This is a genomic window from Pseudomonas sp. P867, from assembly GCF_019891455.1.
GTDB classification, from domain to species: domain Bacteria; phylum Pseudomonadota; class Gammaproteobacteria; order Pseudomonadales; family Pseudomonadaceae; genus Aquipseudomonas; species Aquipseudomonas synxantha_A.
The window spans coordinates 185,695-199,761 of record NZ_JAFLXB010000002.1 but is presented as its reverse complement, the minus strand read 5'-3'; the positions used below and the strand labels follow the sequence as shown (position 1 = coordinate 199,761).

Here is a 14,067-nt window from a genome sequence, read left to right as displayed (position 1 = left end):
AGCTCGATATTCATCTTCACCGCCAGTCTGGAAGCCTTTATGCCCGTCACCTTTGACCCTGATCATCTGCGCGAAAGCTTGCGGCCCCTGGTGGACGCGCAACCGCTTAGCGCCGAGGCAAGGGTCTATCAACGTTTCTATGGGCTTGACCTGGCCGCTCGCAAGGTGCCGGCGGTGAGCCGGTTAGGGCGCCTGGAAGTGGACGGGTTTGAAGTGGTGGCCCAGGTATGGTGGCCGCCTGCGCCGGTGGCAACGATGTTCATGTTCCACGGTTTCTACGACCACATGGGGTTGTACCGCCATGTGGTGGATTGGGCGCTGGACCAGGGCTTTGTGGTGATCGCCTGCGACTTGCCGGGCCACGGCTTGTCCAGCGGCCCGCGCGCCAGCATCGATGAGTTTGCGGTGTACCAGAGCGTGGTGCAGGCGTTGTTCGCTGAGGCCAAGGCGCTGCAATTGCCGCAACCCTGGCACCTGTTCGGGCAAAGCACCGGCGGCGCCATTGTGGTGGATCACTTGCTCAACCACGGCGCCGACAGCCCGGCCCAGGGCAAGACCTTCCTGCTCTCACCGCTGGTGCGGCCGCGTGCCTGGGGATGGTCGCAGGTCAGCTATTACCTGCTGCGCCCGTTCGTCAAAGGCATCGCCCGACGCTTCAGCGATAACTCCAACGACCCTGCGTTCAAACCGTTCCTTGAAGCCGACCCACTGCAGCCGCGCCAATTGCCCACCGCTTGGGTAGGGGCGCTGGCGCGCTGGATCAAACGCATCGAAGCCGCACCCCGCAGCCCACGGCGGCCGGTGATCGTGCAGGGTGAGGAAGATATGACGGTGGATTGGCAACACAATTTGCAGGTGCTACGCGGTAAGTTCGACCGGCCCGAGGTGTTGATGCTGCCGCGGGGCAGGCATCACCTGGCCAATGAGATTCCAGAGATTCGTAATGAGTACTTCAAGTACCTCACCGATCACCTGAACTAACGCATTTTAAATGTGGGAGGGGGCTTGCCCCCTCCCACAATTACTGCGTCAGGCTTGAGGTGCTTTGGCCGACAGCCAGCCCTGCGCGAATGGCTGCCAGGGCCGCCTGGTAATACGCCTTACCTTCCGGCGATTCGGCAAACGTAGCGAACTCTTCCAGCTCCGGGTCGGACAAATCCCGGTAGACGTACAACAGCGTGTTGTTCAGGTCCTTGTCGATTTGTTGCATCAACCGTTCGCGCTGCCCATTCAACATACCCTGGGCCTGACCGCCGCCAAGCAAACCGGGGATCATCTGGCTCAAGCTGTCGGCCGCTACACCGGCAATCGCCAGGCTGACTTCTGCACCGGCCTCGCGCGCGGGCAGGGCTTGGGCCAGATGGCCGATGATCAGGCTGCGGGTGGCGTCGGCCTGGATTTTCGGCAAGCCCTGGGCGTTTTTCGCCAACTGGTCGCGGCGCGTGGCCAGCAATTCTGCGGCGACGATCTTGCGGCCCAGGGGCGATTGGAAGAACGCCAGGGCCGGTTTCGGGTTGGCCAGGTGCTTGCGCAGTTGCGCCTCGGCACGCTGATCCATGGCTTGGGCGCCAAAGCGCTTATTACTATTGTCCACCAGCGCCTGATACACCGCCGGCGGCAGGCTATTGCGGTAGCGCTGCTGGGCGGCACTGAGGGCGTCATTGAAATGCGCACGTTGTTCGGCCCAGCCGGCAACCTTGTACAACTGGTCATGGCCGTCTGCCCAGGCGGGCAAAACGCAGAACATCAACACGGTAAAAAACAAACGACGCATATGGACTCCTGTCAGTCGGCCACTATTGTCCGTGTCGGGCGTAGGATTTGTCGAGAAGTCCTATCAGACAGCTGATTTAAAGTGCATTCGGGCGCTCGACGGCGCTGTCGGATTCTCAGGCGTATGGATACTATGCGCGCCATGCAAATATCCCTCGATGACCCGCTGCTGCAACGTATCGTTGACGACTTGGCCGAAAAAGGCTGGTCGCAGCAGAATGGCTTCCTGCCCCAGGCTCTGACCCTGGAACTGGCGGCTGAGTGCCATAAACGTGCGGCCGAAGGTGAGCTGGCACCGGCGGCAGTCGGGCGCGGGCCGGCCCAGGAGATTCGCGAGGGTATTCGCGGTGATCATATTCAGTGGCTGGAAGAGGGCGACGCGGCGGTTTGCGACACCTATATGGCCGTCATGGACAGCCTGCGCCTGGCAATGAACCGCAGCCTGTTCCTTGGGCTGGAAGATTTCGAAAGCCACTTCGCGATGTACCCACCCGGTGCGTTTTACCTCAAGCATGTGGACCGCTTTCGTGACGACGACCGGCGCATGGTCTCGGCGGTGATCTACTTGAACGACGCCTGGCTGCCCGAGCATGGCGGCCAGTTGCGCATGTACCTCAAGGGCGGCGTCGAATATGACGTGGTGCCCACCGGCGGCTGCCTGGTGGTGTTTTTGTCGGGCGAGGTGCCCCACGAGGTACTGCCGGCCACGCGCGAACGCCTGTCCCTGACCGGCTGGTTTCGCCGGCGGGGCAACGAGCCGTTTTAGGCAGGCAAAGGATTCTAAAGTCTTGCCTTGGACAAAATGTGGGAGCAAGCCCCCTCCCACATTTGATCTACTGTGCCTTGGCTGCCGGTGTGTCGCTGTCGAACCACTTCTGCGCCATCGCCTTCAATCTGCCATCCGCCTTCACCCGCTCTAGGGCCATGTCCAGGCTGCTCTTGAACGCTGGGTTACCTTTCTGGAATGGGATCACAAGGTCCGGCTTCTCGCGATAAGCCGTGCTGTAATCGAACCGATCCTTGAGTTCGGCAGTCATAGCGATATGGTTTATTGCCACGTCGTACTTGCCAGTTTCCACACCTGGCAACAGGTTACTGTCGTCGGTGGTGATAAAAGAAGGGCGTACGTCCATTTCCTTGGCCAGTTGCTCACCCAGTTCCACTTCAAAGCCGGTGAGCTTGTCGCCTTCCTTGAAATTGAACGGCGGGGTGTTGGCTTCCAGGGCTATACGCAGTTCGCCGCGATCATTGACGTCATCGATCAGCTCGGCATGGGCCAATGGGCTCAGAAGGGCAAGCAACAGTAACAGGCCAGGCGAAAAGCGCATGGTCACTCCTAGAGAATTCGAATGGACGAGGCGCTGTTCAGCATCGTTTTGCTATGGTGTCGGGTGCCTTGGACCGCAATTTATCGCGAAGTTGTCATAACCCTACAGATTTCACTGAAAAACTGGAGAAGCGAATGAAAGCCCTTTTGTCCCGTGCAACCCTGGCGTCCCTGCTGCTGGGTGCTTCGATGTTGGCCAGTGCTGCCGACCTGCCGCGCACACCGGCTCCTGCTGGTGCTGAAGTGTTCATTGTCTCGCCCAAAGACGGCGCTACTGTCGACAAAACCTTCACCGTCAAATTTGGCATCAAGGGCCTGGACCTGGAGCCGATCGACAAACAGGTACCGGGCGCCGGCCATCATCACCTGCTGGTAGATCAGGAAGTGGGGGCGCTCAACGCAAACGAAGCGATCCCGGCCACCGCTACCTCGATTCACTTCGGCAAGGCGCAAACCGAGACCGAGCTGACCCTCACGCCAGGCAAGCACACCTTGCAACTGGTGGCTGGCGACAACGTGCATCGCCAGTTCGAGCCTACGGTAGCCTCGAAAGTCATCACGGTTAACGTCAAGTAAGATTTGTTCAGATGCAAAAAAGGGAGCCCCTCGGGGCTCCCTTTTTCGTGGTGCGGTTGAAACCTTAGAACAACACGCGGCTACGGATAGTGCCGTTGATGTGCTGCAGCTTCTCTTGCGCCAGGTCCGAGTACTCGGCGTCGACGTCGATGACCACGTAGCCGACCTTCTCGTTGGTCTGCAGGAACTGACCGGAGATGTTGATGCCGTTTTCCGCGAAGACCTTGTTGATCTCCATCATCACGCCCGGGATGTTCTGGTGGATGTGCAGCAGGCGGTGCTTGCCCGGGTGAGCCGGCAGGGCCACTTCCGGGAAGTTGACCGACGATACCGAGGTACCGTTGTCGCTGTACTTGACCAGTTTTTCCGAGACTTCCAGGCCGATATTGGCTTGGGCTTCAGCAGTGGAGCCGCCGATGTGCGGGGTCAGGATCACGTTGTCCAGGCCACGCAGCGGGCTTTCGAAGATGTCGTCGTTGGAGCGTGGCTCCACCGGGAACACGTCGATGGCGGCGCCGATCAGGTGCTTGTCCTTGATCGCGTCGGCCAGGGCATCGAGCTTGACCACAGTGCCGCGAGCGGCGTTGATCAGGATCCCGCCTTTCTTGATCGCGCGGATTTCCTTCTCGCCGATCATCCACTGAGTCTCGGCGGTTTCCGGAACGTGCAGCGTGACGATATCGGACATGCCCAGCAGTTCGGTCAGGCTGGCGACTTGAGTCGCGTTGCCCAATGGCAGCTTGGTCAGGGTGTCATAGAAGAACACCTGCATACCCAGGCCTTCGGCCAGCACCGACAGTTGAGTGCCGATCGAGCCGTAACCGACGATACCCAGCTTCTTGCCGCGGATCTCGAAGGAGTTGGCCGCGCTTTTGATCCAGCCGCCACGGTGGCAGGAGGCGTTCTTCTCTGGGATACCGCGCAGAAGCAGGATGGCCTCGGCCAATACCAGCTCCGCTACGGAACGGGTGTTGGAGTACGGGGCGTTGAACACCGCGATACCGCGTTCGCGCGCTGCGTTGAGGTCAACCTGGTTGGTGCCGATGCAGAAACAACCGACCGCCACGAGTTTCTTGGCGTGGTCGAAGATCTCTTCGGTCAGCTGAGTGCGGGAGCGAATGCCGATAAAGTGCGCGTCGGCGATCTTTTCCTTGAGCTGGGCTTCCGGCAGAGAACTGGTGATGTACTCAATGCTGGTGTACCCGGCGGCTTTCAGAACGTCGACAGCCGATGGGTGGACGCCTTCCAGAAGAAGGAACTTGATCTTGCTCTTATCGAGAGAAGTCTTGCTCATCTGCGTAAACCTGTATCCCGGAGAAAATTGGCAGGGAGTCGAGCAGCGCAAGCTGACCCGGACGGCAGGAAAGCCGTCACCGCAGAAACGCCCTTTGGGTCTGTCCTGCGGGGGCGGTATGCTAGCATACGCACCCCGCTAAACACCTATTCCTGCGACGTGAAGCGTTCTCAGGATGACCATGAATTGTTCGAGAGTTCTGTCGATGACCCATCCTGCACTGATTGATGAGCTAAAGACCCTGGTTGAGCCCGGCAAAGTGCTGACCGATGCCGACTCCCTGGAGGCTTACGGCAAGGATTGGACCAAGCACTTCGCCCCCGCGCCCAGCGCTATCGTGTTTCCCAAGACCACTGAGCAGGTGCAGGCCATCGTCCGTTGGGCCAACGAGCACAAGGTAGCACTGGTGCCGTCCGGTGGGCGCACCGGCCTGTCGGCAGCGGCAGTCGCGGCCAATGGCGAAGTGGTGGTGTCGTTCGACTATATGAACCAGATCCTCGACGTGAACCTCACCGATCGCACCGCCGTGTGCCAGCCGGGCGTGGTCACCAAGCAATTGCAGAACGTCGCTGAAGAAAACGGCCTGTACTATCCGGTGGATTTTGCCTCGTCCGGTTCCAGCCAGATTGGCGGTAATATCGGCACCAATGCCGGCGGGATCAAGGTGATTCGCTACGGCATGACCCGCAATTGGGTGGCCGGCATGAAAGTCGTTACCGGCAAGGGCGATGTGCTGGAACTGAACCGCGACCTGATCAAAAACGCCACCGGCTACGACATGCGCCAGCTGTTTATCGGCGCTGAGGGCACCCTGGGGTTTGTGGTCGAAGCCACCATGCGCCTGGACCGTGCCCCGAAAAACCTCACCGCCATGGTACTCGGCACCACTGACTTCGACTCGATCATGCCGGTGCTGCACGCGTTCCAGAGCAAGCTGGACCTGACCGCCTTCGAATTTTTCTCCGACAAGGCCCTGGCCAAAGTCCTCGGCCGTGGCGATGTGCCGGCGCCATTCGAAACCGAGTGCCCGTTCTACGCGCTGCTGGAATTCGAAGCCACCACTGAAGAAGTCGCCAACCATGCGCTGGAAACGTTCGAGCATTGCGTCGAGCAGGGCTGGGTACTGGACGGTGTGATGAGCCAGAGTGAAACCCAGTTGCACAACCTGTGGAAGCTGCGCGAGTACATCTCCGAGACCATCTCCCACTGGACACCGTACAAGAACGATATTTCGGTCACCGTCTCCAAAGTGCCGGCATTCTTGAGCGAAATTGATGCGATCGTCGGCGAACACTACCCGGATTTCGAAATCGTCTGGTTCGGTCATATCGGTGACGGTAACCTGCACTTGAACATCCTCAAGCCCGAAAACCTGAGCAAGGACGAGTTCTTCGCCAAGTGTGCCACCGTGAACAAGTGGGTGTTCGAAACCGTCGCCAAGTACAACGGCTCGATTTCCGCCGAACACGGCGTGGGCATGACCAAGCGTGATTACCTGACCTACAGCCGCTCGCCGGTTGAAATCGAGTACATGAAGGCTGTGAAGGCCGTGTTCGACCCGAACGGGATCATGAACCCTGGCAAAATCTTCGCGGTTTAACCGCACCTGAAGGAGTCGTTCCATGAGCTACCAGCACAAGTATGTCGACGGCACCAACATCCACTTCCCTGTGGGCAAACTGGTGTGCATCGGGCGTAACTACGTCGAACACGCCAAGGAGCTGGATAACCCGGTGCCCACCGAGCCTTTGCTGTTCATCAAGCCCGGTAGCTGCGTGGTGCCGTTGGAAGGTGGTTTTGCGATTCCCACCGAACGCGGTTCGGTGCATTACGAGGTGGAAATCGCGGTGTTGATCGGCAAGCCGTTGTCGAACAAGCCAAACCGCGAAGAAGTCCTCGACGCCATCTCCGGCTTCGCCCCGGCGCTGGACCTGACCCTGCGCGACAAACAGGCCGAGCTGAAATCCAAGGGCCTGCCGTGGGAAATCGCCAAGTGCTTCGACGGCGCGGCGGTGCTTGCCCCTTTCGTGGTCAGCAGTACCTTTGCGGACGTGACCGACATCGGCATACGCCTGACCATCAACGGCGAAGTGCGCCAGGATGGCAACAGCACGCAGATGCTCAACCCGATCGTACCGATGATCCAGCACATGGCTGGCTGCTTCTCCCTGCAGGCGGGTGATGTGATTCTCACCGGCACCCCGGCGGGTGTTGGCCCATTGAATGTGGGGGATGAACTGGTGTTGGAGCTGGCGGGTGTGAACCGTTTCGAAAGCGTCGTGCGCTAAGTAACGGCCAAACTGTGGGAGGGGGCTTGCTCCCGATAGCGGTGGGTCAGCTACAAATAAGCTGGCAGACAGACCGCAATCGGGAGCAAGTCGAATCGTCGCACCGCCCCTCCCACATTGGTTTTGTGTATATCCCAAGTATGGGCTTTTGCATTTTTTTCACACGCCATCCGGATAATCCCAGCCTCTTGCGCGCAGGCCGTTGAATCCTGTGCTATCCCATACAGCTGACTTTCCGGAAAAGCGCTCAATGGCCGTGCCTCTACCCACTTCGAAAACCTCGCTTCGCTCGCGCTTGTCCATGCGCTGGTATTCCTGGGTATTTTTGGCCGGTGCCGTTCTGTATGGCGTGGCCTGGGCCATGCACTGGGATGATCGCGGTGTGCTGTGGGTGCTGGAGCGCTTCGAGAGCCCGGTTGAACGCCAGGAGAGTGTTTGGCTCCCGGACTATCAGGCGGTCATCGACGCCAAGCCGCTGCCCGGTATGGAGAAGGATGAGGCTTCCGACCTGTCCTACAACCCCCAGACCAAAACACTGTTTTCCGTGATGGGCAAAAACCCGTTTCTCGTGGAGCTGAGCCTGCAAGGCGACGTATTGCGCAAGATGCCGCTCAATGGCTGGAACAATCCTGAGGGCGTGACGGTGATGGAAAACGGCTTGATGGCCGTGGTAGATGAACGCGATCACACCGTGACCGTGGTAAAGGTGGACGCCGGCACCACGGCGCTGAACAAAGCTGATTTCCCAAGCCATGACCTGGGCCCCTCCAAAGACCAGAACAAAGCCTTTGAAGCGATCGCGTGGGACAAGCGCAATCAGCAGCTTGTACTGGGCGAAGAGCGGCCGCCGGCCTTGTTCACGTGGAAGAGCGATGGCAACACGCTGACCGGCGACAAGCAAAAGCTGGCCAGCACCGAACTGGATGTGCGCAACCTTTCGGCCTTGTCCATTGACCCGCGCACTGGGCACTTGCTGGTGCTGTCGGCCGATTCCCACCTGTTGCTGGAACTGGACGAAACAGGCGAGCAAGTCAGCTTCATGACCTTGCTCGGTGGCTTCAACGGCCTGAAAGACACCATCCCGCGCGCCGAAGGGGTGACCCTGGATGAGAGCGGCAACCTGTACATGGTCAGTGAACCCAACTTGTTCTATCGTTTTGAAAAGCAGAAATAACTGACGAATTACGTCAGACTTTTCTTTATAAACGGCATTCGCCAGACAGTTCGGCGCGTTTAAGTTTAAATTCAGGCGACCTTGATATCTATTCGCCAGTTTTTTCACTGAGCCCGCCCCGATGCGTCGACTTGCCCGCCCCAAACCTGCTGTTTTCATCTTGCTGTTGCTTGCCCTGGTTGCCGCCGGGGTCGTTGCGCAGCAGTTTCGTCTGTTCGAGCGTGCCTGGTTCAACTGGCAGGTGTGGCGCCAGCCTGCCGATGAGCGCGCCATTGGCCTGGCAGATTACCGCGTGACCCTGGAAGGCCAGGTGATCGAAGGGCTCGACGATGATGTCTCGGCCCTCACTTACGATCCGGTGCGCAAAAGCCTGTTTACCGTCACCAATAAAAACGCCGAGCTGGTGGAGCTGTCCCTGGAGGGCAAGATCCTGCGGCGCATTCCACTGGTGGGGTTTGGCGATGCAGAGGCTGTGGAGTTTATCAGTGACAACATTTACGTCATCAGCGATGAGCGCCAGCAGCGGCTGATCAAGGTGCATGTGGACGACGACACAACCTTCCTCGACGCCGCCGACGCGGAGCAGATGACCCTCGGCGTACATATCGGCAGCAACAAGGGGTTCGAGGGCCTGGCCTATGATTCGGTGGGCAAGCGTCTGTTCGTCGCCAAGGAGCGCGACCCGATGCTGATCTATGAAGTGCATGGCTTCCCGCATTTCAAGGCGGAAAAAACCTACTCGGTGCACGTGATCAACAACCCCAAGCGCGATGCCGGACTGTTTGTGCGCGACCTGTCGAGCCTGCAATACGACGAGCGCAGCGGCCATCTGCTGGCGCTGTCGGATGAGTCGTTCCTGGTCTTGGAACTGGACATCGACGGTCGCCCCTTAAGCAGTTTGTCGTTGCTTAAAGGGCGCCATGGTCTGAGCAAGCGTGTGCCTCAGGCCGAAGGGATTGCCATGGATGACGAGGGCACGCTGTATATGGTCAGCGAGCCGAACCTGTTTTACGTGTTCAAAAAAACCTGATCAGAACATCCATTGCACGCCCAGCGTATAGCCGGTCTGGCTGCCTTCGGCATGACCCAGGCGGCCATTGACCTCGGCATACACCCCCAGCTGCGGGGTGATCGCCAATTGGCTGCCGATTTGTGCGCGACCAAAGCTCTTGTCCGCTGAGCCGAGCCGAGCGGTGCGCGCCTGGCCATCGGCGCGGGCTGTCAGTTGCAGGTCATCCAAGCGGCCATCGGCCAGTTCCTTGACCCAGGCGATGTCTGCATACGGCATCAGACTCAGGCTGTAGGGCAGGGCGACAGCGCCACGCACGCGCCAGCCGAGGCTGGCTTGCAGGGAGTCGAAAGACTGCTCTTCATACTGCAGGGCGGTGCGCAGGTTCTGTTTTTCGTGGAACGTGTCGATGCGGTAGTGGCTGTAGTCCAGGCCGGCGAAAGGCCCGCTCTTGAGCGCACCGAAGTCAAAGTCGTAGCCGCCCAGCACCCGCGCGCCCAACGCCAGGGCATCAGTCTCGCCCGTCAGTTGCTGATTGAGCAGGATCGGCCCGCCATTGGCCTGGATGATCAGGTTGCGTTTGGAATCGAAACGCGTGTGGCCGATGCTCAGGTCACCGGCCAGCCAGCTTGGCCCGCCATCATTGAGCAGCGCGTACACGGCTGCCTGCCAGGTGTCGCTGTCCAGTTTGCCGCGATGCTCCAGTTTGTCGCGCCCGTTGAGGTAGCTCAGGCTGGCACCGATATTCAGGCTTGGGGTCAGCTGATAATCGCCAAGGGCGTGCAGGCCCAGGCGTCGGGCTTCGGGGTTGGGGGCCGTGTCGAAACCGCTGTCCGGGCTATATTCGCCGTCCACGCCGATCTCGCCATCAAAGCTGCCCACCTCGCGGCTGGCCGCCTGCAGGGTCAGCCAGCGGCGATCGTGCAGGCGCACCATGGCTTGATGCTGACGTTGCAGGTTGTCCTGCATGTTGCGTGCGACGGCACCGCCGGACGCCGTCGAGGCCATCAGATCGGCGTTGGTGAGTTCCAGCACCAGGCGGCTGAGCAAGCGTGAATAGTCACGCAGGCGCTGGTCGATGCGCGCCTGGCCGAAGGCGTCGGTGAGTACGCCTTTGTTGTCTTCGCTCGGGTCGTGCCAGGTCGAGCCGCCTGGGATTTTCGGGTTGTCGGTCTGGGTATAACCGTCCAGATCGCCCAGTTCCCAGTTGGTGGCTTCTACATAAAGGATCGGGATATTCAGCGGCTCGAAAGGTTCACCATCACTGCAGCAGCCTGTGCCTTTGGGGTATTGCGGGTCCAGGCCGGGGTTGGTGAATAGCGGGATATTCAACTCCTTGGCGATCTGAAACGTGTGCTCGCGCAATGACGCCAGGGCCGGGTTGTCGGTGCTGTTCTGGCCGGCGTGGGCATACATCATGTCGCCGGTGATCAGGCTGTCGAGATTGATCATCGCAAGCATATTGGCGCGCTGGCTGGCGCTCAGCGAGTCAACAAAGGCCCGGGAGCCGCGCAAACCTTCTTCTTCCGCGCCGAATCCGACGATTTGCAGGCCATTTTCCAATGACAGGCCGCCGAGGTTCTTCGCCACCTCGGTCAGCACGCTGGCACCGGAGCCATTGTCATCCAGGCCTTGCAGGGTCGGGCGGCCGAAGTAGGTGTCGAAATGCGCGCCAATCACCACGTACTGCGGCTTGGTGCCGGCGGCGTAGGCCACCACGTTTTGCGCAGCACGGCTGCCGCTGCTCCAGGTGAAGTTCTGGCGGCTGATGGAATAGGCCGCGCCCATCTGGCTCTGCATCCAATCAGCAGCGCCGGCAAAATTGGCCGTGCCGCGATAACGACCGGGGTAGTCATTGATCAGTTTTTCCAGGGTGGTGTTGGCGTGCTGGCCGTACTCGTAAGCTTGGGCTTGCGCGGACAGCAGGGCACCGGCAACGCTGATGGCGATGGCTAGGGGCTTTATCACAAGGTCTTCCTTGAGGTGATGGGAATGTTCAAAGCCCAGACCCTTTGCACAATGCGCGCCTCATTCCGTGGGCGGCTGCAAATTGACGCATTGTTAAACGCGTGGGTCGCGTGGCTGTAATTTGTATCCGATTGGATACCAGGCGGGACTTGGCGTGCCGTGACCGAGCGCACGGTTTTGGATAGGAGTGCTGCAAATGTGGGAGGGGGCTTGCTCCCGATTGGGTGTATCAGTACCAGATATTCTGACTGACACACTGCTATCGGGAGCAAGTCGAATCGTCGCACCGCCCCTCCCACATTGGAGTTGTGGTGTTGTTAAGCCTTGAGGGTTTTCACGCCTTCCGGGGTGCCCAGCAGCAGCACATCCGCCGGGCGTGCGGCGAACAGGCCGTTGGTGACCACGCCCACGATGGCGTTGATCTGCGTCTCCAGCTCAACGGGGTTGGTGATCTGCATATTGAACACGTCGAGGATGATGTTGCCGTTGTCGGTCAATACACCTTCGCGGTACACCGGGTCGCCGCCCAGTTTCACCAGTTCGCGGGCTACGTGGCTGCGGGCCATGGGGATAACTTCCACCGGCAGCGGGAACGCACCGAGCACAGGCACCAGCTTGCTCGCGTCGGCGATGCAGATGAAGGTCTTGGCCACGGCCGCGACGATTTTCTCGCGGGTCAGGGCCGCGCCGCCGCCCTTGATCAGGTTCAGGTGTTCGTCGCTTTCATCGGCGCCGTCCACGTAGAACTCCAGGTCGCTCACGGTGTTGAGCTCGTACACTGGAATGCCATGGCCTTTAAGGCGGGCGGCGGTGGCTTCGGAACTCGCCACGGCGCCGTCGAACGCGCCCTTGTGCTGGGCCAGCGCGTCGATAAAGCAGTTGGCAGTGGAGCCGGTGCCGACACCGACGATGCTCTTGTCGTCGAGTTTGGGAAGGATTAAATCGACGGCGGCCTGGGCCACTGCCTGTTTGAGTTGATCCTGGGTCATGCGGGCTCCGGAACGGGCGGGGAGTTATCGAGGGGCGCGAGTATAACCCAACAAAACCTCCGGATTCGTGTGGTCGCCCGCCTAAACGCTGGGTTAGACTCCTTGGCCCTGCCCAACTCGTGAAGTAGATGCCTGCCGATGCTTGAAGACTACGTCAAAAAGATCCTCACCTCGCGCGTGTATGACATCGCCGTGGAAACTCCCTTGCAGACTGCCCGCCAGCTCTCCGAGCGGTTGGGCAACAAGGTCTGGCTCAAGCGCGAAGACTTGCAGCCGGTGTTCTCGTTCAAGATTCGCGGCGCCTACAACAAGCTGACCCAATTGAGCAGCGAGGAACGCGCCCGTGGCGTGGTCACGGCATCGGCGGGCAACCATGCCCAGGGCCTGGCCCTGGCGGCCAAGGTGCTGGGGGTCAAGGCCACCATCGTGATGCCCAAGACCACCCCGGAGATCAAGGTCGAAGGCGTGCGCTCGCGGGGCGGCAAAGTGGTGCTGCACGGTGATTCCTTCCCGGAAGCCCTGGCCTATTCGCTCAAGCTGGTCGACGAAAAAGGCTACGTCTACATTCACCCTTACGATGATCCACACACCATTGCCGGGCAGGGCACCGTGGCGATGGAAATCCTGCGCCAGCACCCGGGGCCGCTGGACGCGATTTTCGTACCGGTGGGCGGCGGCGGGCTGATCGCCGGTATTGCGGCGTATGTGAAATACCTGCGTCCGGAAATCAAGATCATCGGCGTCGAGCCGGACGACTCCAACTGCCTGCAAGCCGCCATGGCGGCAGGCGAGCGCGTGGTGCTGCCGACCGTGGGAATCTTTGCCGATGGCGTGGCGGTGGCGCAGATCGGTCAACACACCTTCGACATCTGCAAGGATCATGTGGATGAAGTGATCACCGTCAGCACCGATGAAATCTGCGCGGCGATCAAGGATATCTACGACGACACGCGCTCCATCACCGAGCCGGCAGGCGCGTTGGGCGTGGCCGGGATCAAGAAGTACGTCGAGACTCGCGGCGTCAGCGGCCAGACCTTTGTCGCCATCGACTCTGGCGCCAACGTCAACTTCGATCGCCTGCGCCATGTGGCCGAGCGTGCCGAGCTGGGTGAAGGCCGCGAAGCCATCATCGCGGTAACCATCCCCGAGCAGCCGGGCAGTTTCAAGGCGTTCTGCGAGGCCGTGGGCAAGCGCCAGATCACCGAATTCAATTACCGCTACCACTCTGGCAGCGAAGCGCACATCTTCGTCGGCGTGCAGACCCACCCGGAAAACGATCCGCGCAGCGCACTGATCGCCAGCCTGACCAGCCAGGGTTTCCCCGTGCTGGACCTGACCGAAAACGAACTGGCCAAGTTGCACATTCGCCATATGGTGGGCGGCCATGCGGCCAAAGTCAGCGATGAGGTGGTGTTTCGCTTCGAATTTCCGGAGCGTCCGGGCGCCTTGTTCAACTTCTTGCACAAGCTGGGCGGGCGCTGGAACATTTCGATGTTCCACTATCGCAACCACGGTGCAGCGGACGGGCGTGTGGTCGCCGGGCTGCAAGTGCCGGCGGACGAGCGCCACCTGGTGCCGGCAGCCCTGGCTGAAATCGGCTACCCGTACTGGGATGAAAGCGAAAACCCGGCCTACCAGTTGTTCCTCGGTTGAGCGACTACGCTGACTG

13 protein-coding genes are annotated in these 14,067 nt (G+C 60.1%); 8 read left to right on the top strand and 5 right to left on the bottom strand.

Annotated elements, in window-relative coordinates:
* Positions 1-39 precede the first annotated feature (39 nt).
* Positions 40-981, top strand: coding sequence for an alpha/beta hydrolase (locus J1G33_RS04415; RefSeq protein ID WP_032881182.1), 942 nt, complete (start codon positions 40-42; stop codon positions 979-981).
* A gap of 40 nt (positions 982-1,021) precedes the next feature.
* Here J1G33_RS04415 and J1G33_RS04410 read toward each other — a convergent pair whose 3' ends face one another.
* Positions 1,022-1,774, bottom strand: a complete 753-nt coding sequence (locus J1G33_RS04410) for a DUF2059 domain-containing protein (protein ID WP_148853829.1) — start codon at positions 1,772-1,774, stop codon at positions 1,022-1,024.
* 132 nt (positions 1,775-1,906) lie between these two features.
* Here J1G33_RS04410 and J1G33_RS04405 point away from each other — a divergent pair, with 132 nt between their 5' ends.
* Positions 1,907-2,539, top strand: a complete 633-nt coding sequence (locus J1G33_RS04405) for a 2OG-Fe(II) oxygenase (RefSeq protein ID WP_005792345.1) — start codon at positions 1,907-1,909, stop codon at positions 2,537-2,539.
* A gap of 67 nt (positions 2,540-2,606) precedes the next feature.
* Here the strand turns inward: J1G33_RS04405 and J1G33_RS04400 are convergent, their stop codons facing one another.
* Positions 2,607-3,101, bottom strand: coding sequence for a transporter substrate-binding domain-containing protein (locus tag J1G33_RS04400; RefSeq protein ID WP_223017748.1), 495 nt, complete (start codon positions 3,099-3,101; stop codon positions 2,607-2,609).
* Between the two features lie 134 nt (positions 3,102-3,235).
* Here J1G33_RS04400 and J1G33_RS04395 point away from each other — a divergent pair, with 134 nt between their 5' ends.
* A complete protein-coding gene (locus tag J1G33_RS04395; RefSeq protein ID WP_032878870.1) occupies positions 3,236-3,676 on the top strand; it encodes a DUF4399 domain-containing protein in 441 nt (146 codons plus the stop codon).
* A 64-nt stretch (positions 3,677-3,740) separates the two neighbouring features.
* Here J1G33_RS04395 and serA read toward each other — a convergent pair whose 3' ends face one another.
* Entirely contained in the window at positions 3,741-4,970 is a 1,230-nt protein-coding gene (gene serA, locus J1G33_RS04390; RefSeq protein WP_005792342.1) for a phosphoglycerate dehydrogenase, read from the bottom strand.
* Between the two features lie 205 nt (positions 4,971-5,175).
* Between serA and J1G33_RS04385 the strand changes: the two genes are divergently transcribed.
* From J1G33_RS04385 to J1G33_RS04370, 4 genes are all read left to right on the top strand, one after another.
* Positions 5,176-6,570, top strand: a complete 1,395-nt coding sequence (locus tag J1G33_RS04385) for an FAD-binding oxidoreductase (RefSeq protein WP_005792341.1) — start codon at positions 5,176-5,178, stop codon at positions 6,568-6,570.
* 22 nt (positions 6,571-6,592) lie between these two features.
* Positions 6,593-7,258 carry a fumarylacetoacetate hydrolase family protein gene (locus J1G33_RS04380; RefSeq protein WP_223017747.1) on the top strand — a complete coding sequence of 222 codons (666 nt, stop codon included), beginning with the start codon at positions 6,593-6,595 and terminating at the stop codon, positions 7,256-7,258.
* A 250-nt stretch (positions 7,259-7,508) separates the two neighbouring features.
* On the top strand, positions 7,509-8,432 hold the full coding sequence (locus tag J1G33_RS04375) for an SdiA-regulated domain-containing protein (RefSeq protein WP_223017746.1): 924 nt from the start codon (positions 7,509-7,511) through the stop codon (positions 8,430-8,432).
* Between the two features lie 121 nt (positions 8,433-8,553).
* Positions 8,554-9,462, top strand: a complete 909-nt coding sequence (locus J1G33_RS04370; protein WP_032878873.1) for an SdiA-regulated domain-containing protein — start codon at positions 8,554-8,556, stop codon at positions 9,460-9,462.
* On the opposite strand, the gene J1G33_RS04365 is transcribed toward J1G33_RS04370, so the two are convergent.
* Both J1G33_RS04365 and rpiA read right to left on the bottom strand, forming a co-directional pair.
* On the bottom strand, positions 9,463-11,409 hold the full coding sequence (locus tag J1G33_RS04365; protein ID WP_223017745.1) for an autotransporter domain-containing protein: 1,947 nt from the start codon (positions 11,407-11,409) through the stop codon (positions 9,463-9,465).
* 317 nt (positions 11,410-11,726) lie between these two features.
* Positions 11,727-12,398 carry a ribose-5-phosphate isomerase RpiA gene (gene rpiA / locus J1G33_RS04360; protein ID WP_099585891.1) on the bottom strand — a complete coding sequence of 224 codons (672 nt, stop codon included), beginning with the start codon at positions 12,396-12,398 and terminating at the stop codon, positions 11,727-11,729.
* A gap of 138 nt (positions 12,399-12,536) precedes the next feature.
* Here rpiA and ilvA point away from each other — a divergent pair, with 138 nt between their 5' ends.
* Positions 12,537-14,051, top strand: coding sequence for a threonine ammonia-lyase, biosynthetic (ilvA, locus tag J1G33_RS04355; RefSeq protein WP_032878878.1), 1,515 nt, complete (start codon positions 12,537-12,539; stop codon positions 14,049-14,051).
* Positions 14,052-14,067: the final 16 nt, after the last annotated feature.

What these genes read in the sequence shown, in the direction of transcription:
- J1G33_RS04415 (WP_032881182.1), top strand. Translation starts at nt 40, where the DNA reads ATGCCCGTCACCTTTGACCCTGATCATCTGCGCGAAAGCTTGCGGCCC.
- J1G33_RS04410 (WP_148853829.1), bottom strand. Translation starts at nt 1,774, where the DNA reads ATGCGTCGTTTGTTTTTTACCGTGTTGATGTTCTGCGTTTTGCCCGCC.
- J1G33_RS04405 (WP_005792345.1), top strand. Translation starts at nt 1,907, where the DNA reads ATGCGCGCCATGCAAATATCCCTCGATGACCCGCTGCTGCAACGTATC.
- J1G33_RS04400 (WP_223017748.1), bottom strand. Translation starts at nt 3,101, where the DNA reads ATGCGCTTTTCGCCTGGCCTGTTACTGTTGCTTGCCCTTCTGAGCCCA.
- J1G33_RS04395 (WP_032878870.1), top strand. Translation starts at nt 3,236, where the DNA reads ATGAAAGCCCTTTTGTCCCGTGCAACCCTGGCGTCCCTGCTGCTGGGT.
- serA (WP_005792342.1), bottom strand. Translation starts at nt 4,970, where the DNA reads ATGAGCAAGACTTCTCTCGATAAGAGCAAGATCAAGTTCCTTCTTCTG.
- J1G33_RS04385 (WP_005792341.1), top strand. Translation starts at nt 5,176, where the DNA reads ATGACCCATCCTGCACTGATTGATGAGCTAAAGACCCTGGTTGAGCCC.
- J1G33_RS04380 (WP_223017747.1), top strand. Translation starts at nt 6,593, where the DNA reads ATGAGCTACCAGCACAAGTATGTCGACGGCACCAACATCCACTTCCCT.
- J1G33_RS04375 (WP_223017746.1), top strand. Translation starts at nt 7,509, where the DNA reads ATGGCCGTGCCTCTACCCACTTCGAAAACCTCGCTTCGCTCGCGCTTG.
- J1G33_RS04370 (WP_032878873.1), top strand. Translation starts at nt 8,554, where the DNA reads ATGCGTCGACTTGCCCGCCCCAAACCTGCTGTTTTCATCTTGCTGTTG.
- rpiA (WP_099585891.1), bottom strand. Translation starts at nt 12,398, where the DNA reads ATGACCCAGGATCAACTCAAACAGGCAGTGGCCCAGGCCGCCGTCGAT.
- ilvA (WP_032878878.1), top strand. Translation starts at nt 12,537, where the DNA reads ATGCTTGAAGACTACGTCAAAAAGATCCTCACCTCGCGCGTGTATGAC.